The sequence below is a fragment of the Streptomyces sp. NPDC048191 genome (genome assembly GCF_040652655.1).
In the GTDB taxonomy this organism is placed as follows: domain Bacteria; phylum Actinomycetota; class Actinomycetes; order Streptomycetales; family Streptomycetaceae; genus Streptomyces.
In genome coordinates, this window is the sequence record NZ_JBEZMO010000017.1 from 96,037 (window position 1) to 116,565 (window position 20,529).

At 71.0% G+C, this 20,529-nt stretch carries 22 protein-coding genes; 9 read left to right on the forward strand and 13 right to left on the reverse strand.

Annotation, left to right across the window (positions count from 1 at the left end):
• Positions 1 to 59 precede the first annotated feature (59 nt).
• Entirely contained in the window at positions 60 to 962 is a 903-nt protein-coding gene (gene mqnP, locus AB0D93_RS26115; RefSeq protein WP_362123648.1) for a menaquinone biosynthesis prenyltransferase MqnP, read from the reverse strand.
• The gene (locus tag AB0D93_RS26120) at positions 959 to 2,410 is read right to left on the reverse strand and encodes a menaquinone biosynthesis decarboxylase (RefSeq protein WP_362123651.1); all 1,452 of its coding nucleotides are present in this window, start codon (positions 2,408 to 2,410) and stop codon (positions 959 to 961) included. The genes mqnP and AB0D93_RS26120 overlap by 4 nt, the downstream gene beginning before the upstream one ends.
• A 140-nt stretch (positions 2,411 to 2,550) precedes the next feature.
• Between AB0D93_RS26120 and AB0D93_RS26125 the strand changes: the two genes are divergently transcribed.
• The 3 genes from AB0D93_RS26125 to AB0D93_RS26135 are packed head-to-tail and all read left to right on the forward strand — an operon-like array spanning position 2,551 to position 4,152.
• Positions 2,551 to 3,069, forward strand: coding sequence for a TlpA disulfide reductase family protein (locus AB0D93_RS26125; protein ID WP_362123654.1), 519 nt, complete (start codon positions 2,551 to 2,553; stop codon positions 3,067 to 3,069).
• On the forward strand, positions 2,993 to 3,271 hold the full coding sequence (locus AB0D93_RS26130) for a PLD nuclease N-terminal domain-containing protein (protein WP_362123657.1): 279 nt from the start codon (positions 2,993 to 2,995) through the stop codon (positions 3,269 to 3,271). The genes AB0D93_RS26125 and AB0D93_RS26130 overlap by 77 nt, the downstream gene beginning before the upstream one ends.
• Positions 3,271 to 4,152 carry a LysR family transcriptional regulator gene (locus AB0D93_RS26135; RefSeq protein WP_362123660.1) on the forward strand — a complete coding sequence of 294 codons (882 nt, stop codon included), beginning with the start codon at positions 3,271 to 3,273 and terminating at the stop codon, positions 4,150 to 4,152. Before AB0D93_RS26130 ends, AB0D93_RS26135 begins: the two co-directional genes overlap by 1 nt.
• Here the strand turns inward: AB0D93_RS26135 and AB0D93_RS26140 are convergent.
• From AB0D93_RS26140 to AB0D93_RS26160, 5 genes are all read right to left on the reverse strand, one after another.
• Positions 4,049 to 4,996: a DMT family transporter gene (locus AB0D93_RS26140; RefSeq protein ID WP_362123663.1), complete on the reverse strand. Its 948-nt coding sequence runs from the start codon at positions 4,994 to 4,996 to the stop codon at positions 4,049 to 4,051. The two genes, AB0D93_RS26135 and AB0D93_RS26140, sit on opposite strands and share 104 nt — an antisense overlap.
• Before the next feature lie 92 nt (positions 4,997 to 5,088).
• A complete protein-coding gene (locus AB0D93_RS26145) occupies positions 5,089 to 5,844 on the reverse strand; it encodes a hypothetical protein (RefSeq protein ID WP_362123666.1) in 756 nt (251 codons plus the stop codon).
• Positions 5,831 to 7,426, reverse strand: a complete 1,596-nt coding sequence (locus AB0D93_RS26150; RefSeq protein WP_362123669.1) for a VWA domain-containing protein — start codon at positions 7,424 to 7,426, stop codon at positions 5,831 to 5,833. Before AB0D93_RS26150 ends, AB0D93_RS26145 begins: the two co-directional genes overlap by 14 nt.
• Positions 7,423 to 8,724, reverse strand: a complete 1,302-nt coding sequence (locus AB0D93_RS26155) for a hypothetical protein (RefSeq protein ID WP_362123672.1) — start codon at positions 8,722 to 8,724, stop codon at positions 7,423 to 7,425. Before AB0D93_RS26155 ends, AB0D93_RS26150 begins: the two co-directional genes overlap by 4 nt.
• Before the next feature lie 99 nt (positions 8,725 to 8,823).
• Positions 8,824 to 9,153, reverse strand: coding sequence for a transcriptional regulator (locus tag AB0D93_RS26160; RefSeq protein WP_362123674.1), 330 nt, complete (start codon positions 9,151 to 9,153; stop codon positions 8,824 to 8,826).
• Between the two features lie 119 nt (positions 9,154 to 9,272).
• Between AB0D93_RS26160 and AB0D93_RS26165 the strand changes: the two genes are divergently transcribed.
• The 6 genes from AB0D93_RS26165 (at position 9,273) to AB0D93_RS26190 (ending at position 14,459) form a co-directional block, all read left to right on the forward strand.
• Entirely contained in the window at positions 9,273 to 10,247 is a 975-nt protein-coding gene (locus AB0D93_RS26165; protein WP_362123677.1) for a zinc-binding dehydrogenase, read from the forward strand.
• A gap of 131 nt (positions 10,248 to 10,378) precedes the next feature.
• The gene (locus AB0D93_RS26170) at positions 10,379 to 11,038 is read left to right on the forward strand and encodes a DUF6232 family protein (RefSeq protein WP_362123679.1); all 660 of its coding nucleotides are present in this window, start codon (positions 10,379 to 10,381) and stop codon (positions 11,036 to 11,038) included.
• Positions 11,035 to 11,385 (forward strand): hypothetical protein, encoded by a 351-nt coding sequence (locus AB0D93_RS26175; protein WP_362123682.1) that lies wholly within the window; start codon positions 11,035 to 11,037, stop codon positions 11,383 to 11,385. The genes AB0D93_RS26170 and AB0D93_RS26175 overlap by 4 nt, the downstream gene beginning before the upstream one ends.
• A 97-nt stretch (positions 11,386 to 11,482) precedes the next feature.
• Entirely contained in the window at positions 11,483 to 11,932 is a 450-nt protein-coding gene (locus AB0D93_RS26180) for a nucleoside deaminase (protein WP_362123685.1), read from the forward strand.
• Positions 11,925 to 12,890, forward strand: coding sequence for a 2-oxoglutarate and iron-dependent oxygenase domain-containing protein (locus tag AB0D93_RS26185; protein WP_362123688.1), 966 nt, complete (start codon positions 11,925 to 11,927; stop codon positions 12,888 to 12,890). Before AB0D93_RS26180 ends, AB0D93_RS26185 begins: the two co-directional genes overlap by 8 nt.
• Positions 12,891 to 13,046: 156 nt before the next feature.
• A complete protein-coding gene (locus AB0D93_RS26190; protein ID WP_362123692.1) occupies positions 13,047 to 14,459 on the forward strand; it encodes a condensation domain-containing protein in 1,413 nt (470 codons plus the stop codon).
• A 1-nt stretch (position 14,460) separates the two neighbouring features.
• On the opposite strand, the gene AB0D93_RS26195 is transcribed toward AB0D93_RS26190, so the two are convergent.
• The 6 genes from AB0D93_RS26195 to AB0D93_RS26220 form a co-directional block, all read right to left on the reverse strand.
• Positions 14,461 to 14,862 (reverse strand): hypothetical protein, encoded by a 402-nt coding sequence (locus AB0D93_RS26195; protein WP_362123695.1) that lies wholly within the window; start codon positions 14,860 to 14,862, stop codon positions 14,461 to 14,463.
• A gap of 25 nt (positions 14,863 to 14,887) precedes the next feature.
• Positions 14,888 to 15,970: a c-type cytochrome biogenesis protein CcsB gene (gene ccsB, locus AB0D93_RS26200; protein WP_362123697.1), complete on the reverse strand. Its 1,083-nt coding sequence runs from the start codon at positions 15,968 to 15,970 to the stop codon at positions 14,888 to 14,890.
• Positions 15,967 to 17,691 carry a cytochrome c biogenesis protein ResB gene (locus AB0D93_RS26205; RefSeq protein ID WP_362123700.1) on the reverse strand — a complete coding sequence of 575 codons (1,725 nt, stop codon included), beginning with the start codon at positions 17,689 to 17,691 and terminating at the stop codon, positions 15,967 to 15,969. Before AB0D93_RS26205 ends, ccsB begins: the two co-directional genes overlap by 4 nt.
• A gap of 3 nt (positions 17,692 to 17,694) precedes the next feature.
• Entirely contained in the window at positions 17,695 to 18,465 is a 771-nt protein-coding gene (locus AB0D93_RS26210) for a cytochrome c biogenesis protein CcdA (RefSeq protein WP_362123703.1), read from the reverse strand.
• A gap of 1 nt (position 18,466) precedes the next feature.
• Positions 18,467 to 19,057, reverse strand: a complete 591-nt coding sequence (locus tag AB0D93_RS26215) for a TlpA disulfide reductase family protein (RefSeq protein WP_362123705.1) — start codon at positions 19,055 to 19,057, stop codon at positions 18,467 to 18,469.
• A gap of 104 nt (positions 19,058 to 19,161) precedes the next feature.
• On the reverse strand, positions 19,162 to 20,424 hold the full coding sequence (locus AB0D93_RS26220; RefSeq protein WP_362123708.1) for a hypothetical protein: 1,263 nt from the start codon (positions 20,422 to 20,424) through the stop codon (positions 19,162 to 19,164).
• Positions 20,425 to 20,529: the final 105 nt, after the last annotated feature.

A 20,529-nucleotide genomic window follows, 5' to 3' on the forward strand; every position in this document is an offset into this window, starting at 1 on the left:
CACACCTTGAGCGTACCGGTGGGTCGGGAAGTGCTCAGTCCGGGTGGCCCCAGGGCGCCTCAGCCCCTCAGACCCCGCACCACGAGATCGAGCAGCGCACACACGAACAGGGCAATGCCGATGAAGCCGTTGACCGAGAAGAACGCCCTGTTGAGGCGGGACAGGTCGTGGGGGCGGACGATGCCGTGCTCGTAGACGAAGGCGCCCGCGACGATCAGCAGGCCCAGCCAGAAGAACGCCCCGGCACCCGTGACGACGGCGTACCAGACGAACAGGGCCGTCGTCAGCGTGTGGCAGGCCCGCGCCCCCCAGATCGCGGCCGGGATGCCGAAGCGGGCCGGGACCGACATGACACCGATCTCGCGGTCGGTCTCGACGTCCTGGCAGGCGTAGATCAGGTCGAAGCCGCCGATCCAGACGCCGACGGCGAGACCGAGGATCGCCGCGTCCCAGTTCCAGGTGCCGGAGACGGCGAGCCAGCCGCCGACGGGGCCCATGGCCTGGGCGAGGCCGAGGATGGCCTGCGGGAAGTTCGTGAACCGCTTGCCGTAGGGGTAGACCACCATCGGGATCACCGCCACCGGGGCCAGGGCCAGGCACAGCGGGTTGAGCAGCGCCGCCGCGCCCAGGAAGACCACCAGGGCGATCAGGGCGCCGGTCCAGGCGTGGCGCACCGACATCGCGCCCGTCACGAGTTCGCGGTGGGCCGTGCGCGGGTTACGGGCGTCGATCTCGCGGTCGATGATCCGGTTGACCGCCATCGCGAACGTGCGCAGGCCCACCATGCAGATCGTGACCAGCAGCAGCCGGCCCCAGTGGATGGTCCTGTCCCACTCGTACATCGCCGTGAGGGAGGCGATGTACGCGAAGGGCAGCGCGAAGATCGAGTGCTCGATCATCACCAGGCGCAGAAAGGCCTTCGTGCGTCCGGGCTGCGGGATGGCGGCGGAAGCGCTGCTCACAGGCCGTACTCCTTCCAGCGGCGGTCCACCAGGGCCGCCGTAGCCGGGTCCGACAGGACCATGTCCGGCCAGCCGCCGTCTCGGGTGTAGCCCTCCTCGGGCCACTTCTTCGTCGCGTCGATCCCTGCCTTGCCGCCCCAGAACTGCTGGTAGGAGGCGTGGTCGAGGTGGTCGACGGGGCCTTCCACGACCGTGAGGTCGCGGGCGTAGTCGGTGTTGCCGAGGGCCCGCCAGGCGACCTCGTGCAGGTCGTGGACGTCGCAGTCGGAGTCCACGACCACGATCAGCTTGGTCAGGGACATCATGTGGGCGCCCCAGATCGCGTGCATCACCTTCTGCGCGTGCTTCGGGTACTTCTTGTCGATCGAGACGATCGCGCAGTTGTGGAAGCCGCCGGCCTCGGGCAGGTGGTAGTCCACGATGTCCGGGACGATGATCTTGAGGAGCGGGAGGAAGAAGCGTTCCGTGGCGCGGCCGAGGGGACCGTCCTCCGTCGGCGGGCGGCCGACCACGATCGACTGCAGCAGCGGGCGCCTGCGCATGGTCACGCAGTCGATCTTCAGCGCCGGGAAGGGCTCCTGCGGGGTGTAGAAGCCCGTGTGGTCGCCGAAGGGTCCCTCGGGCAGCATCTCGCCCGGCTCCAGCCAGCCCTCCAGGACGACCTCGGCGTTGGCCGGCACCTGGAGCGGGACCGTCTTGCAGTCGACCATCTCGATCCGCCTGCCCGCGATGAACCCGGCGAACAGGTACTCGTCGATGTCTCCGGGCAGGGGCGCCGTGGAGGCGTACGACACGGCGGGCGGGCAGCCGAAGGCGATGGCGACCGGCAGCCGCTCGCCCCGGCGCGCGGCGACCTGGTAGTGGTTGCGGCTGTCCTTGTGGATCTGCCAGTGCATGCCGATGGTGCGCCGGTCGTGGCGCTGCAGGCGGTACAGCCCGAGGTTGCGGATGCCGGTCTCGGGGTCCTTGGTGTGGGTGAGCCCCAGGTTGAAGAAGGAGCCGCCGTCCTTGGGCCAGGTGAACAGCGCCGGGAGCCGGTCGAGGTCCACCTCGTCGCCGTGCAGGACGACCTCCTGCACGGGGGCCTCCTTGACCTTCCTCGGCGGCACGTGCGCCATCGCGCCGAGCTTGCCGAAGGCCTCCCGCACGCCGACGAAGCCGTGCGGCAGCTCGGGCCGCAGCAGACCGCCGATCTTCTCGGAGATCTCGCCGTACGACTTCAGGCCGAGCGCCTTCAGCAGCCGCCGGTCGGTGCCGAAGACGTTCATGGCGAGGGGCATCGCCGAGCCCTTCACGTTCTCGAAGAGCAGCGCCGGGCCGCCGGACTTCTGCACCCGGTCGACGATCTCCCCGACTTCCAGGTAGGGGTCGACCTCGGCCTTGATGCGCTTGAGGTCGCCCTCGCGCTCCAGCGCCCGCAACAGGGAGCGAAGATCGTCGTAAGCCATGGGGCCAAGTATCGCCGACGCACCGCTTTGTCCCGGCGCCCACCCCCGCCCGGACGGCGTGCGGTGCGGCCGGGACACTCGGCGATCATGAGACGCCGACGCGTGTCACCGGTCCTGGCTCCGCTGCTCGCACTCGCCGCGTGCACCCCGGCGCGGGACCCGGGCGGCTCCGCCGGTTCCCCGGTGACCCGCATCGCCGCCGCCGACCGCGTCGCCGCCCCCGCCCTCTCCGGCACCGCCCTCGACTGCGGCCGGCTTCCGGCTTCCGGCTTCCGGCTTCCGGCTTCCGGGGCAAGGTCGTCGTCCTCAACGTCTGGGCGTCCTGGTGCGGCCCCTGCCGTGCCGAGGCGCCCGAACCCCCGCGGGCCCAGCGCCACTTGGTGACCGAAGGGGTTCAGGTGCTCGGCGTGGACACCGACGCCGACCGCGCCCGGGGCCGGGCGTTCGCGAACGACCACCGGCTGTCCTACCCGAGCCGGCACCACGCCGGCACCCGGCAGCTCGTCCACCGGTTCCCAGCGAAGCCAGAAGCGGTGAGCGAGGCGGGGGTTCCCGGCGGGGCGCTCGTATACCCTGCACAGCATGCTCAGGTATCTGCCGTTCCTGCTGGTGCTGGCGCTGTGGATCTACGCCTTCGTGGACTGTCTGAACACCCCTGAGGAAGAGGTGCGGCATCTGCCGAAGGTGGCGTGGGTGATCGTCATCCTGCTCTTCGGCGAGGTGCTGGTCGGCCCGGTCGCCTGGCTGATCACCGGCCGGGCGCGGCGGGCACCGGCCGAGAGCTCCGCGCCCCACTGGGTCGCGCCCGACGACAACCCCGAGTTCCTCAAGTCCCTCGGCAAGGACGACCAGGACACCTGATGGAGCTCCGGCTGCTCGTCACCTTCGAGAAGGTCGCCACGGTACTGAGCTTCACCCAGGCCGCGGCCGAGCTGTCGTACGCGCAGTCCAGCGTGACCGGTCAGATCCGCGGCCTGGAGTCCTCCCTCGGCGTCGAGCTGTTCGACCGGCTCGGCAGCCGGATCCGGCTCACCGAGGCCGGCGAGCGGCTGCTGCCGTACGCCCGGCAGATCATCGAGCTGACCGAAGAGGCCCGGGCTGCCGTCACCGAGCCGGAGGAGCCGTCCGGCACGCTGACCGTCGGCACCATGGAGTCGCTCACCTCCTACCGACTGCCGCCGCTGCTGGAGTACTTCCACCACCGTCATCCCGGGGTGCGGCTCGCGCTGCGCACCACCATCGGCGACGAGACCCGGCAGGCGCTGCGCCAGGGCACGTACGACGTCGGGTTCCTGATGGAGGAGGAGACCGAGCACCCGGGGCTGGAGAGCACCGTGCTCGCGGTGGAGCCGCTGGCGCTGGTCGCGGCGCCCGGGCACGCCCTGGCCGGAGCGGCCCTCACCACGGCCGGCCTGGCGGACCAGCCGCTGCTGGCCACCGAGCCGGGCTGCGCCTACCGGGACCTGTTCGAGCGGGAGCTGAAGGCCCTCGCGGAGGTGGACTTCATGGAGTTCGGCACCATCGAGGCCACCAAGCGCGCGGCGGCGGCCGGCCTCGGGATCGCGCTGCTGCCCGAGGTGACGGTCGCCGCCGAACTCGCGGCGGGCTCTCTCGTACGACTGGACTGGGAGCCGCCGTTCACGCTTCGGACGCAACTGGCGTGGCGGGCCGGGAAGCGGCTTCCGGCGCACGCCCGGCTGTTCGTGGAGCAGGCGCGGAGACTCGTGGCCGAGCAAGCGTGACCCTGAGGCTCGCCGTCACGATCAGCGGGACGCCCAGCGCCTGGACGAGCCCGATGTGGTGGCCGTAGACCAGCCAGTCCATCAGCATCGCCACGGCCGGGTAGACGAAGGCCAGCACGGCGATCTTCGCGGTCGGCAGCTTGGCGTACGCGGCGTACATGAGGACGTACATCACCCCGGTGTGGAGCAGGCCGAGCCCGGCCAGCCAGCCCCACCTCCAGCCGGTGCCGCTCATCGCGCCGAAGTCCGCGAAGGGCAGCAGGAGCGGGATGCCGACGAGGACCTGGACGAGGGCGACGAGGTGCGGGCGTACACCGGTGATCCGCTTGGTGACCAGGGTGGAAAGGCCGTAGAGCAGCGCGGCGAGGAGGGCCTGGCCGATGCCGAGCAGGTACGTGCCTCCGCTCGCGAAGTCGCCGGGGGTGACGCCCGAGACCAGGATCAGCCCGGCGAAGGCCACGGCGATCCAGCCGACCCTGGCCGCGGTGAGCCGTTCACGGAACAGCAGGGCGCCGAGGAGGACCACGTAGAAGGGCTGCGTGTGGTAGACGACCGTGGCGACCGAGATGGACGTGTTCTCGTACGACGAGAACAGCAGCACCCAGTTGAGGACGATGAACACCCCGCCGAGGACGGCGAGTCCGAGCGTGCGGCGGGTGAAGCCGTGGTCGCGCAGCCAGCCGCGGGCGGCGACGTAGCCGCCGAGGGCGAGGGCGCCGAACAGCACGCGGAAGAAGACGACGTCGAAGGGTGAGGCCCCCGACTCGACGACGAAGACGCCGAGCGTGCCGGAGAGCATCATGGCGGTGGTCAGCTGGGCCGTGCCCCTGGTCTCTGAGGTCATGCCGATGACGCTACGAACGGCCACCGGTGCCGGTCCACGCGCCAGTGCGGGGCGCTGCCGATGGGGGTATCGGCGGTGCCGATACCCGCAGTTCACCGGAAGACGGCCACCGGGTACTGGAGCACGACCTCGCGGGTGTCGGGGCGCCAGGTCGTCACCTTGCCCAGGCAGTGGGCCTGGAACTGGCCCTCGGGCAGCTGCCGGCCCGGGGGGCGCAGTCCGGCGGGGCGCAGGACGACCCGCAGGTGCGCGGACTGCTCGCCGTCCCCGTACGGTGCCCGCATCACCAGGGTCTCGCCCTGGGCGTCCTGGGCCTCGAACCGTCCGGTGATCATGACGAACTCGCCGACCTCGCTGAGCACCACGTCGTGGGTGACCCCGGCCCCGATCAGGGCGCGGTTCGGTCTGACCGTCGCGGAGTCCTGCCGCAGCCGCACCTGGGCGAGCCCGTCCCCCCGCTGCAGGACGGACAGCAGCAGACCGATCACCTGTATCGGCTGGCTGTCCTCGACGTACTTGGCGACGATCTCGGTGGTCCTGTCCCCGGTGAGCCGGAACATCAGGGACAGCACCGGAATCGCCGCCAGACAGCCGGTGTTGCGCACGTTCCGCTCCTCGACCTCCTTGCGCAGTGCCGACCGGTGGTTGCCCATCTCGAACACGTCCATGACCGCGTCGTTGTCCAGGTACAGCGGCAGGTAGTGGGGGTCCTCGGGCGCCTTCCTGATCCGCACCAGGGCCCGCCGTACGAAGACCGCGCCCAGCACGAGCAGGCCGGCGAAGGCCGCCAGCCACCATGTCATCGCGCCCCACCAGGCGCTCCACCAGGTGCCGTCAAGAACAGCCACGGATCTCCTTGAACGCGGTGGACAGGGACGAGTGACGGGCGTCGACCATGCGGCCGCCGGTCACCGAGGCGACCTGGCGCAGTTCGGCCGCGTCGGCGTCACCGAAGTGGACGGGGTAGGTGTGCACGGCGCGGGTGTCGGCGGGGCGGGCCCGGTAGCGGCTGACGAAGGCCGCGCGGCCCAGACCCGCGTTGTTCTCGCCGTCGGTCATCAGCACGATGGCCACGGCCCGCCCCGGGTCCTCGCGCAGGGCCCGCTCGGCGGCGCCGTAGCCGTGGTCCAGGGCGGACCAGACGGCTGTGGCGCCGTCGTAGCCGCCGTCGGCGACGAAGTCCGTCAGGGTCGTGAGGTCGGCGCCGCCGTGCACGGTGACCGTGCGCTCGTCCAGCGGGCTCCCGCCGAAGCGGATCACGGTCAGCCGCTCGCCCTGGTAGAAGCGCACGAACTTGCCCGTGGCGGAGGTGTCCGCGCCGCTGAGTCCCGCGAACGCGGCCCTGAGCGCGGTCGTCCGGGCGCCGCGCATCGAGGTGGAGAAGTCCAGCAGGAAGATCACCTGGTCGGCGACGCGGCGCCGGGGGTCGCCGTAGTCGGTGAGCAGCCGGTCGAGGACGGCCGGGTCGTCCGGGAAGTACAGGGCGTTGTCCAGGGGCGCGGTGAGCCGGGGGTCGCGGGTCACGGCGGTGCTGACCGGGCGGCGCAGCGTCCGCCGCATGATCTCCCGCTGGTGCTCGGATGCGGTCAGCCACGACACCACGCGGTCGTAGGCGGCCCGGCGGGCGGGGTCGAGGAGCAGCAGCGGATAGTCGGACAGCACCATGCCGTCGGCGGGATGCACGATCTCCAGCGGCTGCCTGAGCCGGCCGGAGGCGTTCAGGGTGAGCAGCTCGGACTCGTAGGTGATCAGGGCGTTGGTGCGTCCGGGGTGCTCGGCGAAGTCGTCCAGCAGGGCGTGGGAGGTCTCGGCGGTCAGCGTCTGCCCGGAGCGGAAGCCGCGCAGCCGGTCGCAGCTGACGTCCGCCGGGCGCAGCGCGCTGCCGGTGCCGGCCGCCGCGGTGGCGACGCCGACCAGTGCGGCGAGGCCGCTGTTGCTGTGCCGGGGGTCGGCCATGCCGAAGCGCACGGTGCCGGTGGCGGCGGCGTCGGCGAGGTCCGCCCAGGACAGGCGGCCGCCGGGCGCCCTGGCGCGCAGCGTGCGGGCCAGGTCCCGGGTGAGGCCGACGACGACCGGGGAGCGCATGATCGAGGTGCTCTGCACGCCGGTGGCGGGGTGGTCACCGGCGGGGGCCTTCTTCGCCCTGAGCCTCAGGTAGCGGTCGGAGGAGAGCCAGGCCAGGTCGTAGGAGTGGCGGCCGGTCAGCAGGGTGTCGCTGGCGTCGTTGGTCGCCCGGTACTCCATGTCCAGGCGGACCCCGGTGTCCTGCTGGAGCCTCGCCAAAAGGGGCTTCATGTCGGTGAGTTCGTCGCTGGCCAGGACGTGCAGGGTGGTGTCGGGGCCGCCGCCCCCGCCGGAGCAGGAGACGAGACCGCCGAGCGCGGCGAGCAGGACCAGGCACAGGGCGGCCCTCAGTCCGCGGGCGGTCATGGCGCCTCCTCGCCGGCCGCCGACCTGGCCACCGGGTCGCAGTCGCCGACGATCTCGATCATCTTCTCCAGCAGGTCGAGCCGGGGCAGCACCGCCTTGGTGTCGTCGTCCGACAGGACGGGTGCCTGAATCCGGTGGTCGGTGAGGAACCGGGTCAGCGCGTCGCTGGTGGCGGAGGCGCCCTCGGCGTCCCGGACCCGGAAGCCCAGTTCCATCGCCCGCCTCTGCAGCGCCGGGTCCTTGGTGATCAGGTCGCCGAGCCGGTCGCCGTCCGGGGTCAGCGCGATCAGCTGCGGCTCGGTGACGAACCGGGTGGAGGGGTAGAGCAGGACGCGCTCGCTGTCGATGTGCCCGGTGTCGGCCCGGGTGGCGATCTGGTGGGCCAGGAACTGGTGCTCGTAGATCACCGCGATCGGCGCGATGCTCTTGCCCTCGGCGGAGACGTAGGTCTCGTTCTTCTCGGAGGACGGCATGCCCTGGTCGTTGAGGAGGAGCCGGATGCGCTCGGCGAACCGGGTCGCGTCGGTGGTGTCCTGCGGGATGTTGTCGTGGTTCCAGACGTAGGAGACGAGCCCCAGGTAGGTGCCGGCGGAGTTGGCCTCGCAGATGTCGGAGGTCTGGGCGAGCACCTTGTTCCCGTTGCGTATGCCGTGCCGGTCGATGCTGACGCGCTTGCCGTCGTGGTCGGTGCCGAGGCCGTCCCAGCGGCGGCCGTCGGCGGTCGCCCGGAGGAACTTCTGCATGTCGAGCGAGTAGTACAGGGGCTTCGCCCCGGTGGGCACCCCGGGTAACGGGGTGACGATCCCGGCGTCCTGGAGCGTCTCGGCGTATTCGCGGTAGGTGCCGAGCACGATCGGGCTGACGAACGGCCGGTACGTCGTCGCCGGGTGGCCCTCGGCCGCGCGTTTCCTGGTGATCAGGTCGGCGGCGGGCTGCCCGGAGGGGAACACGACGTCGTAGCCGTCGTAGCTCTGGGCGGCGATCCCGCGCGAGCCCATGCGGGTGATGTGCACGCGGAAGCCGTGCCGGACGAGCAGCCGCTGGACCTCGGGGTCCTCGAAGTAGTCGGCCTTCGAGGCCATCTTGGCCTCGATCGTGACGATGCGGGTGAAGGGCAGGCCGGCCTGGCCCTGGGCGAGGACGACGATCGCGCACAGGGCGGTGACGGCGGCGACGGCGCGCGGCAGCCACCGCAGCACCGTGGAGCCCGGTGGGGGCGCGATCGCCGGTTCCCCCACCCGCAGGCGGGGCTCGCCGGTCCGACGGGGTCTTTCGGTCTCGGCTCTGTGTGTGGCCACCCGTGTCTCCTGCGTCAGCGGGGACAGGATCGTGCGCTCCCCGGACGATGCCGGATGAAACGCCCAACCAACGGGGAGAGAAAGGAATGTGAAGGCGCGTCAGGAGCCGTGCTCGCGCAACACGAGGTCGAGCAGCCCGGGGAAGCGGGCGTCGAACTCGGCGCGGCGCAGGCGGTTGACCCGCCGGGAGCCCTCGTCCCGCTGCTCCACGAGGCCGGCCCCGCGCAGCACCGCGAAGTGGTGGCTGAGGGCGGCCTTGCCGACCGGCACGTCGAAGCTGCCGCAGCTGCGGGACCACTCGGCGGAGCCGGCCAGCTCCCTGACCAGGGTGAGGCGCACGGGGTCGGCGAGGGCGGCCAGCGCCGTGAGGACGGACACGTCCTCGGGGTGGGTGTGCTCCGGGGCGGCCCGGTGACTGCCGGTGGTCACGTCGGCCTCCTCCCTGTCGTGCGCTTCCGTGCTTTCGCCTTGCCGAGTGTTCGATGAAAACCATACACTCACGAGTGTTCGCTTTTGATTGAACAGTCGAGTCGAGCCAGGGGTGTGGCATGCGCGCGGTGGAGTTCCAGGAGTACGGCGGTCCCGAGGTGCTGCGGCTGGTGGAGGCCGAGGTGCCGCGACCCGGCCCCGGGCAGGTGAGCATCGACGTGGCGTACACCGGCGTGAACTTCGCCGACCTCAAGGCGCGCGCGGAGGGCTACCGGGTGCCCGCGCTGCCGTACGTCCCCGGCCTGGAGGTCTCCGGCCGGGTCCGCGCGCTCGGCGCCGGGGTCACGGACCTCGCCGTCGGCCAGGAGGTGATGGCGCTCACCGAGGGCGGCGCGTACGCCGAGGTGGTGGTGGCCGGGGCGGCGTCCGTCTTCCCGGTCCCCGCCGGCCTGGACCTGCGCACCGCCGCGACCCTGCCCACGGTCCTGCCGACGGCCTACGCCCTCGTCCACACCGTCGGCCGGCTCCAGCCCGGCGAGTCGGTCCTCGTCCAGGGCGCGGCCGGCGGGGTCGGCACGGCCGTCGGCCGGCTCGCGCGGGCGGCGGGCGCCGGGGCGGTGTACGGCGTGGTGTCCTCGGCGGCCAAGGCCGTCCACGCCAAGGGCCACGGCTACGACGAGGTGTTCGTCGGCGCCTTCCAGGAGGGGCTGCGCGAGGCCACCGGCGGGCGCGGCGCCGACCTCGTGCTGGACCCGGTCGGCGGCGACACCCTGCGCGCCGGCCTCGCCTCGCTGGCGCCCTTCGGACGCCTGGTCTCCTTCGGCAACGCGAGCGGGGCCGAGCCGTGGAGCGTGGGCCAGCCCGAGCTGTACCCGCTCGGTGTCTCGGTGTCCGGGTTCTCCATCCTGACCCTGGCCGGCACCGCACCGGACGCGCTGCGCCGGCTGTCCGAGCGGGCGTTCGCGACGGCGGCCGACGGCACGGTGGCCCTGCCGGTGACGGCCGAGTTCGCCCTCGCGGAGGCGGCGGAGGCACACCGGCTGATGGGCGGACGGTCGAGCACGGGAAAGCTGCTGCTCCGCGTGACCGGCTGAGACTCCGTCAACTGCTCCCCGGCCGACCGCACTTCGGCTCTCCTGTCGACTTGCCATCCCCCACCGGGGGTGTGGTTAATGGTCGTCACCGAGTTACGAGGGATCGCCTGACCTCTGGGGGACAGAAGCAGATGCAGAACGGCCAGCCGCCCGAGCACCCGGCCCAGGACCCGCCCGCCGCACCTCCCGCCGCGCCGACCGCGGCGCCTCCCATGCCGGACGTCCCGGCGCCGCCACCGCATCCCGCGCCGGCCCGGGTCGACCTGCGGGTCAGCAAACGGATCCTGTGGATCGGCGCGGCGGTGTACCCGCTGCACAACATCGCCCGCGTCTACACCTTCGTCATGCGCCCCAAGCGCAGGGAGGCCACGATGCGGTTCCTCCGGTACACCGCGGGGACACTGATCACCGGGTTCATCGCGATGCTGCCGGGCCTGCCCTCCCTCGCGCTGGGGGGATCGGATTCCGGCGGGGCCGGCTATGTCTCGTTCATCTGGTTCGTGGCCCTCATCGCCGAGATCTTCTTCGTCATCGACCTGTGCTCGGTCCTGTTCGCCGCCGACCACCACGTCCTCGCGGTCGAGACCTCGGGCGCGTCCACCGCGCTGGTCACCAGCCGGGACCCGCGCTACCTGGACCAGGTCGTCGGCCAGATCTCGTACGCCATCGACCACCCGGACACCGAGTTCAGGGTCACGGTGGAGAGCATCACCTTCTCGCCGAAGAACTACTACTTCGGCGACAACGTCAACATGTACGGCGGCACCGGAAACGTGGGGATCGGCGCATGAGCAACAACTACTACTACGGCGACAACGTGAACATGTACGGCGGCCAGGGCAACCGGGGCATCGTCAAGACCCAGGTGGGCACCGGAGCCGGGCAGCCCGACCCGGCCCTGGTCGCGGCCCTCGCCGAACTGCGCGGCCTCATCGCCGAGTTGCGCGCACACGTGCCGGCGCCCAGCGTCCCGTTGCTGGAGGAGTCCCTGCCCGCCATCAGCGCCGACGCCGCCGTGCCCGCACAGGAACGGCACCGCGCCCTGCTGGCGATCGCCGGGATCGCCGGCACGGTCGGTGCGGTCGGCCAACCGGTGGCCGAGGCGGTACGGGTGATCATCGGGATGATCTCCGGCTAGGACCCGCGTCTGCGGCGTGATCCAGACGACAGGCCCTACCCCCCCGGCCCCGGCCCGCCCCGTTGCCCCGGACCCCGCCGCCCCGCACAGTGAGGGCATGGACGAACGACAGGCCCGCGCCTGGCTCGCCACCGCCGTGGCCGAGGCCCGGGCCGGGCTCGCCGAGGGCGGGATCCCCATCGGCGCCGCGCTCCACGGAGCCGACGGCACGCTCCTCGGCCGCGGCCGCAACCGCCGGGTCCAGGACGGCGACCCCTCGATGCACGCGGAGACGGCCGCGTTCCGCGCGGCGGGACGGCAGCGCACGTACCGTGGCACGACCATGGTCACCACCCTCTCCCCGTGCTGGTACTGCAGCGGCCTGGTCCGTCAGTTCGGCATCTCCCGCGTGGTGATCGGCGAGGCCACCACCTTCCACGGCGGCCACGACTGGCTCGCCGGGCACGGTGTGGAGATCGTGGTCCTGGAGGATCCCGAGTGCATCGCGATGATGCGCGCCTTCGTCGAGGACAACCCGGAGCTGTGGAATGAGGACATCGGTGAGTGAGTCGCGCGTTCCGGCCGTCGATCTGCGGCCCTGGCTCGACGGCGACGAGGAGGCACGCGGCGCCCTCGCCCGTACCGTCGACCGGGCGTTGCAGAGCGCCGGGTTCCTGCTGGTCACCGGGCACGGGGTGGAGCCGGGACTGCGGGCCGGGATCCGGGCGGCGGCGCGGGAGTTCTTCCTGCTGCCCGCCGAGGTCAAGCAGGCCTACGCGGCGAAGGTCGGCGGCCGCGGCTGGCTCGGGCCCGGCGCCGAGGCCAACGGCTACGCGGAGGGCACCGAGACGCCGCCCGACCTGAAGGAGTCGCTGACGTTCGCGACGGACGAGCCCTTCGACGACCCCGTCGTCAACGCGGAGTGGTACGCGCCCAATGTGTGGCCTGCCGAGGTGCCCGGGCTCAGGACGCTGTGCAAGCGGTACCTGGCGGACATGGCCGCCCTGGAGAAGGAGCTGCTGTCGCTGCTGGGGTACGCCCTGGGGCTCGAACAGGACTTCTTCTCCCGGCACATGGACCACCCGACGTACGGATTCAACATCAACTGGTATCCGGGGACGGACGTCGTCGGCGAGCCGCTGCCGGGGCAGTTCCGGATCGGGCCGCACACCGACTTCGGGACCGTGACCATCCTGGACCGGCAGGCGGGCCGGGGCGGGCTCCAGGTGTACACCGACGCGGGCGGATGGGAGGACGCGCCGTACGATCCGGCCGCCCTCACCGTCAACATCGGCGACCTGCTGGCCCGTTGGACCGGTGACCGGTGGCGCTCGGGGCGGCACCGGGTGCTGCCGCCGCCGGTGGACGCGCCCGCCGAGGAGCTGATGTCGCTCGTGTACTTCGGCGAGTGCACCCCGGGCACCCGGGTGGAGTCCGTGCCGGCTCCGGTCGGCCGGGTGGCGTACCCGCCGGTGGACTCCCATGTGTACCTGCGCGAGAAGCTGGACTCGATCACCGTCGGGTGAACCGGACCCCGGCGCGTGACGGCGGTTATTCACTTCCGCGTTCGGCCTGCCACCCGTTCCGTTGAAATGGACCGGACGGGCATGTCCCGGCCGCGTCCCACGGCATTGCCATGAAGGGGGCCCGCATCAGGGGCCCCCTTCTGCGATGGGAGACGCGTGCGAATCACTGACATCCAGCGCTGCGAGGTACAGCCGGGGCGACTCGTCGAGTGGACGCTGAGTCCGGCGAGCGTGGCGGCGGCGACGGCACTCCCGGAGGACTCCCGGCCGCCGGCCTACATCCAGGAGTCGCACATCAGGACCGCCAAGTGCGTCCGTGACGACGGGCTGTTCGTCCCGACCTGGCTGGGTACCGCCTTCGATCTGCCGGGCCCGGTCGACCTCGACGCGCTCCAGGAGGCGCTGCGCGCCTGGACGGTACGGCACGAGACGCTGCGCAGCGGCTTCCGCTGGGCGGGCCCGTCGGGCGACGAACTGCGCCGGTTCACCCTCGACGCCGCCGACGTGTCCCTGCACCGGGAGGAGGCCGGCCACTTCCCGGCGGTGAACGAGCTGGTCCGCCACCTCCAGGACCGTTTCGACACCGTCGCGGACGCGCTCCGCTGGCCGAACCTGATCTACGCGGCGGTCGTCCGGGACGACGGCGCGAGCGTGTACATGGCCTTCGACCACAGCAACGTCGACGCCTACTCCCTGACCCGGATCGCCGCCGAGGTGCGCGAGCTGTACACCGCCGGGCCGGCCGGTCCCGCTCCCGGCTCCCTCGCCCCGGCGGCCAGTTACGTCGACTTCTGCGAGCTGGAACGGGCCGACGCGGACGGCATCGACGCCCGGCACGCGGTGGTCGGCCGCTGGCGCGAGTTCATCCGGCGCTGCGACGGCGTGCTGCCGGGCTTCCCGGTCGACCTCGGGCTGGAGCCCGGCGGCCCGCTGCCGCGGCAGCGGATGCTGTGCGAACCGCTGGCGGACGCTCAGGAGGCGGCGGCGTTCGAGACGTACTGCCGCCCCTACGGCGGCAGCATGGTCGGTCTGCTGGCCGCGACCGGGCTGATCGTGCACGAGCTGGGCGGGCAGCCGGTGTACCGGACGGTGGTTCCCTTCCACACCCGGGTGAAGTCGCGGTGGAGCGACTCGGTGGGCTGGTACGTGGGCGGCGCCCCGATCGAGGTCCCGGTGGCCCGGGCGGGCTTCCCGGAGACCCTGCGCGCGGTGCGCGCCGAGCTGCAGGCCAACCGGCCGCTGGCCCGGATGCCCCTGGCCCGGGTGCTGCGGCTGCTCGGCGCGGACTTCCGGCCGACCTCGCCGGACCTGTACTCGATCGTCTCCTACGTCGACACCCGGTCCGTCCCCGGCGCCGAGCACTGGGCCGAGCAGCGCGCGCACGCGCTGCTGCGGGTGTCGTACGGCGACCAGGTGTGCGTGTGGGTGAACCGGCTGCACGAGGGGCTGTGGCTGGCGAGCCGGTACCCGGACACGGACGTGGCGGCGAAGAACGTGCGGCTGTACGTCGAGCGGCTGCGCGACCACATCGCCTCGGTGGCCCACGGCAGCCTGTCCGCGGTGTCCTGACCTAGGAACGCCCCAGCTGTTCGATCAGTCGTTCGAATCTCGTGCGCCAGGCGGACTCCGAGTCGGTCTCGCCCTGGAACTCGCGGGTGAAGCGCAGCACGCTCTCCGCCTCCCCTTCCCGCTCCAGATGGAACCGGATCCGCCCGCCGTCCTCGACGCTGTACTCCGCGACCCGGTCCACGTCCCAGGCCGTGACCCGGCCGGTACCCAGCTCTCCCAGGACGACCGCGCCGGCGAGCCGGGGTTCGACGACGTCGACGGCGGTGCACCACCCCGAGAGTCCCCCGGGGGTGGCCACCGCCGGCCACACGTCCTCCATGCACGCCGGAAGCCGCACCACGAAGTGGAGTATGTGCGTGTTCCCGTGGGTCTGGCTGGTGCCCTGTGCGATGGAACCGCTCATGGCACCAGTGTCACCGACCCCGGGCTCACACGCCCGCGTAGGAGTGCTTGCCGGTCACGAAGATGTTGACGCCGTAGTAGTTGAACAGCCAGCAGCCGAAGGCGATCATCGCCAGGTAGGCGGCCTTGCGGCCCTTCCAGCCGGCCGTCGCGCGGGCGTGCAGGTAGCAGGCGTAGGCGACCCAGGTGATGAAGGACCAGGTCTCCTTCGGGTCCCAGTTCCAGTAGCGGCCCCAGGCGTCACCCGCCCAGATCGCGCCCGCGATGATCGTGAACGTCCACAGCGGGAAGACGGCCGCGTTGACCCGGTAGGCGAACTTGTCCAGCGAGGCCGAGGCGGGCAGGCGCTCCAGGACCGAGGTCGCGAACCTGCCGGGCTTGCCGCCGGTCTGCAGCTTGTTCTCGTAGGAGTCCTTGAACAGGTACAGGATCGTGGCGACCGCGCCGACGTAGAACACCGCGCCGCAGAAGATCGCGGTGGAGACGTGGATGTACAGCCAGTACGAGTGCAGGGCCGGGACCAGCTGGTCGCTCGCCGTGTACAGGACGGTGACCGCGAGACCGAGGTCGAGCAGGACCGTGGTGATGAGGAAGAGGCCGAGCCAGCGCACGTTCTTCTTCAGGGCCAGCAGCGTGAGGTAGACGCCGACGGCCACCGTGGAGAAGGTGATGTTGAACTCGTACATGTTGCCCCACGGCGCCCGCTGCACGGAGGCCGCGCGGGCGACGACACCGGCCAGCTCCACCAGGAAGGCGAGCACGGTGAGGGAGACGGCGATGCGCCCGTAGAGGTCGCCCTGCGCGTCCCCGCCGTGTGCGCCGGGGCCGTCCGGCACGTCGCGGGCGCCGGAGGCCGAGCGGACGACGACCTGGGGCCGCTCCAGCACGGCGGTGCCCCCGGCCTGCTTCACGGTCACGGCCGGACCGCTCGCCTTGTGCGCGCCCTCGGCGGTCAGCGCGGCGGCCGTACGGGCCACCTTGCTGCGGCTGCCCAGGAGCCATTCGGCGATGTACGCGAAGAAGGCCAGGGTGTAGACGGCCATCGACGAGTAGATCAGCGTGTTGCTGATGCTCGCGAGGTGTTCGTTGGTGGCGGCGGCGAGAGTCACTGCTGCTCAGCCCCTTCGGCAGGTACGACTTGGGGGTCGGGGGTGGTGGAGGGGTCGTCGTCGGGGTCGGGTGCCCCCGGCGCCTGGTCGTAGAGGGTTCCGGCGAGGTCGCCCAGTTCCTCGGGCACCTTGGCGGACTCGCTGCGGCCGAGCCCGGCCATCTCGACGACCGTCACGCCGTCGGCGCCGCGCACCGCGCGCACCCACACCCGGCGCCGCTGGATGAACAGGGAGGCGGCCAGACCGAAGATCGCGACGAGGGCACCGCCGAGCGCCCAGCCGCTGCCGGGCTCCTGGACGATCTCGAAGCCGGCCCATTCCTTGATGTCCTTCTCGAAGGTGATGGACCCGGCGCCGTTCGGCAGCGTGAGCGTGTCGCCCGGCTGCAGCAGCTTCTTCAGCAGCTGGCCCTTGCCGTCCTTGAACGCCTTCATGTGCGTCTTGTCGAGCTGGTACACGTTCTGCGAGAGGCCGGCGTTCACCCCGCCGAGGTCACCGTGGTAGGCGTTCACCGCGAGCAGCGGGTTCACCAGCGCCGGGAACTGCGAGAGCATCGTGCCGCTCTTCGGGTCGAACGTCGGCACGAAGAAGGCCTGGAAGCCGAGCTGTTCCTTCTTGCCCTGCGCGTTGCGGTAGCCGTCGTAGACCTTCACGACGCCGTTGGAGGTGACGTTGCCGTCGAGCGGCAGCAGCGGCACCGCGTCCCTGTAGACGACCGTGCCCTTGCCGTCGCGGACGGTGATGACGGGCGCGTAGCCGTGGCTGACGAGGTAGACCTTGGCGTCGTCGATGTGCAGGGGCTTGTTGACCTGGATGGTGGCCGGCCGCTCCTTGCCGTACGCGCCCTTGCTGTAGGCGATCTTCGCTTCGAAGGTGCGCGGGGTGCCCCGGTTGGGGCCGCTGACCTCGTAGGTCGCCTTGAAGTCCTTCAGGTCGAAGCTGAACGGCACGAGGTCGTCGTTCTGGAACAGGCTGCCGGACTTGAAGTCGTCGTACTGCGACAGCGCGTTGGCGAAGCCGTCGCCCTCGACGACCAGCTTGGTGCCGTCCGACTTGAACATCTGGCCGGAGGCGAAGGCGATCAGCAGCACGATCAGGGCGACATGGAAGGCCAGGTTGCCCAGCTCACGCAGATAGCCCTTCTCGGCGGCGACGGCGTCACCGGCGATGTGGGCGCGGAAGCGGCGCTTCTTCAGCAGGGCGAGCGCGGCCTCGCGGACCTGCTCGGGATCGGCGTCCGTACGCCACGTCGTGTACGCGGGCAGCCGGGTCAGCCGCTTGGGCGCGGCCGGCGGACGGCCGCGCAGCTGGCCGACGAACTGCCAGGTGCGCGGGATGATGCAGCCGATGAGGGAGACGAACAGCAGGATGTAGATCGCGGAGAACCACACCGAGCTGTAGACGTGGAACAGGCCGAGCTTGTCGTAGACCGGCGCGAGGGTCTTGTGGGCCTTGCGGAACTCGTCGACCTTGTTCAGGTCGGCGCCGGTCTGCGGGATGAGCGAGCCGGGGATCGCGCCGAGCGAGAGCAGCAGGAGCAGCAGCAGCGCGACCCGCATGGAGGTCAGCTGCCGCCAGAACCAGCGGGCCCAGCCGATGACGCCGAGGCCGGGCAGGCCGGAGAGCTCCTCCTGCGGGGCGGTGGACAGCTGGGAGCCGGCCGCGCCGAGGTCCTCCTGGCGGTCCTGGTCCCGGCTGTTGCCGGTGTCGGTCGTACTCATCGATCAGATCCCCACAGTGAAGCCGTCGGACCAGGTCTGCATCTGCTGCACCAGACTGTCCCAGGCCCCGGTCAGCAGCAGCACACCGGTCACGATCATCATCGTGCCGCCGATGCGCATCACCCACACATAGTGGCGCTTGACCCAGCCGAAGGCGCCGAGGGCCTTGCGGAAGGCGACCGCGGTGAGCACGAAGGGGACACCGAGGCCGAGGCAGTAGGCGACGGTCAGTATCGCGCCCCGGCCGGCGCTCGCCTGCTGGGAGGACAGGGCGATGACGGAGGCGAGGGTCGGACCGATGCAGGGGGTCCAGCCGACTCCGAAGAGGGCGCCGAGGAGGGGCGCGCCGACCAGTCCTGCGGCCGGGCGCCGGTGGAAGCGGAACTCACGCTGGGTCAGCCAGGGCATCAGCCCCATGAAGAACACGCCCAGCAGGATCATGAGTACGCCGAGCACCCTGGACAGCGTTCCCTTGTGGTCCTGCAGGGTGTAGCCGAAGTATCCGAACAGCGCGCCACCGGAGACGAACACGACGGTGAAGCCGAGGACGAACAGGGCGGCACCGGTGGCCATCCGCCCCCGCCGCGCCTCGGCCAGGTCGGTGCCGGCGACCCCGGTGACGTAGGAGAGGTAGCCGGGCACCAGCGGCAGCACGCACGGGGAGAAGAAGGAGACGAGCCCGCCGAGCAGGGCGACCGGCAGGGCGATCAGCAGGGCGCCGTTGAGCACGGTCTGGTTCTGGCCCGTGGCCGCCAGCATCAGGGTCGCGCTCACGTCACTTCTCCGCCAGGACCGGCTTGAGCATCTTCAGCAGGGCGGTGTCGTCGAGCGCCTCCAGGGCCCGCGCGGCGACCTTTCCCTGCTTGTCGATGACGAGCGTGGAGGGGATCAGCTGCGGATTGAGGGTGCCCCGCTTGAAGCGGAGCATCAGCTTGCCCGTGGGGTCGTACAGGCTCGGGTAGGTGATCCCGTGCTCCTTCTCGAAGGCGACCGCGGGGGTGGTGCTGGTGTCCCGGGTGTTGATGCCGACGAACCGCACGCCGTCGCCCTCGTACTGCTTCGACACCTTGGAGAAGTACTGGGCCTCCTCGCGGCACGGTCCGCACCACGAGCCCCAGACGTTGACGACGACGACGTGCCCCTTGTAGTCCGCGACGTTGAGAGTCCTGCCGTCGATGGTCTTGCCCGACAGGTCCGGGGCCGCGGTGCGCTTGCCCGCCGGCACGGTGTCGATGCCGTTGTTGCCGGTGACGAAGTTGGTGTTGCCACCGCCGCCGGAGGTGCCGCCCTTGCCGCACGCGGACAGGGTCAGGGCCAGCGCGGCGGCCACGGCGCTGAGCAGGACGGCGCGGCTACGGGTACTCATGTGAAAAGTTTCGCATGTCGGTTCCGGGCCCCTCGCGCGCCCCCCTGCCGGGCGGAAAACCGCATTTCAGGGCGTATTTACACGGGACATTTCCGGCACCACACTTAGGCGAGGAACTGCTTCCAGCCGCCGGCCGGCCGCTGTCCGACCTCCAGCGTGCGCAACTTGGCGAGCACCTCGGGCTTCTGTACGTCCATCCAGTCGACGAACTGCCGGAAGGAGACGAGCCGCACGTCCGCGCCCTTCTCCTTCTCCCGCGCGATGTGCTTGAAGGCCTCCTCGACGGAGTCCATGTAGATGCCGCCGTTCCACTGCTCGAAGTGGTTGCCTATGAAGAACGGCGCCCGGTTTGTCGTGTATGCCCGCTCGAAGCCCGCTATGTACGCCTGCGCGGACTGCTTGCGCCAGCCCGGGTAGTTGTAGGCGGGCGCCTTGGTCGAGTTCACGGACTGGTTGGCGAGCATGTTGTAGTCCATCGAGAGCACCTCGAAGGAACGCCCGGGGAACGGGACCTGCTGCAACGGCAGGTCCCAGATCCCGAGCCGCTTCACCGGCCACACCTGACGGCCGCCCGGCGAGGAGGCGTCGTAGCGCCAGCCCAGCTCGCGGGCGGTGGGCAACAGGTTGTTCTGGCCGAGCAGACAGGGCGTACGACCGCCGGCGAGCTCCTTGTCGTAGTCGAAGGGCAGCGCGGGCAGGTCGTGCCAGCCGGTGTTGGTCTTCCAGTTCTTCACGAAGGACTTGGCCTGGTCGATCTCGCTGCGCCACTGCTGCGGGGTCCAGTTGGCCACCGTGCCGTGCCCGGTGCAGAAGTGCCCGTTGAAGTGGGTGCCTATCTCGTGCCCCTCCAGCCAGGCCCGGCGCACGTTGGTCAGCGTCGCCTTGACGTGCGGGTCGCTGAGGTAGCCGATGTCGGAGGCACCGCGCGGGTTGTTCGGCGGCTCGTACATGCGCTTCTTGGACTCGGGCAGCAGATACAGCCCGGAGAGGAAGAAGGTCATGCTCGCGCCGTGCTCCTTGGCGAGGTCCAGGAAGCGCGGGAAGAGTCCGTTGCCGACCTCACCGGCGCCGTCCCAGGAGAAGATCACGAACTGCGGCGGGGTCTGGCCCGGCTCCAGCGGCTCGGGCCTGGCCGGCTGGTGCGGCTGCTTGCCGGTGAAGGCGGTGGAGCCGTCGCCGATCGGCCGGGCCGGACGCTCGGTGTGTCCGCCGCCCTGACCGTTCTTGCCCTGTTCGGAACCGTTCGCGTGCCCCGCACCGTCCGATGACGTGTGACTCCCACACCCGGCGAGGGTGGCGGCGGCCGCCGCGCCCGCGCCGAGGCCGAGCATTCCCCTGCGGGAGAGATTCCGGGAGACGGTGCGCATGGAAATCCCCGATTCGTCGCGCCTGCTGCTGGTCACCCAGTGAGAGGGCGCGACGATCGGGGCGGTTCCTTTAATTTGTATGGTTTTCGTAACGGAGACCGCAAA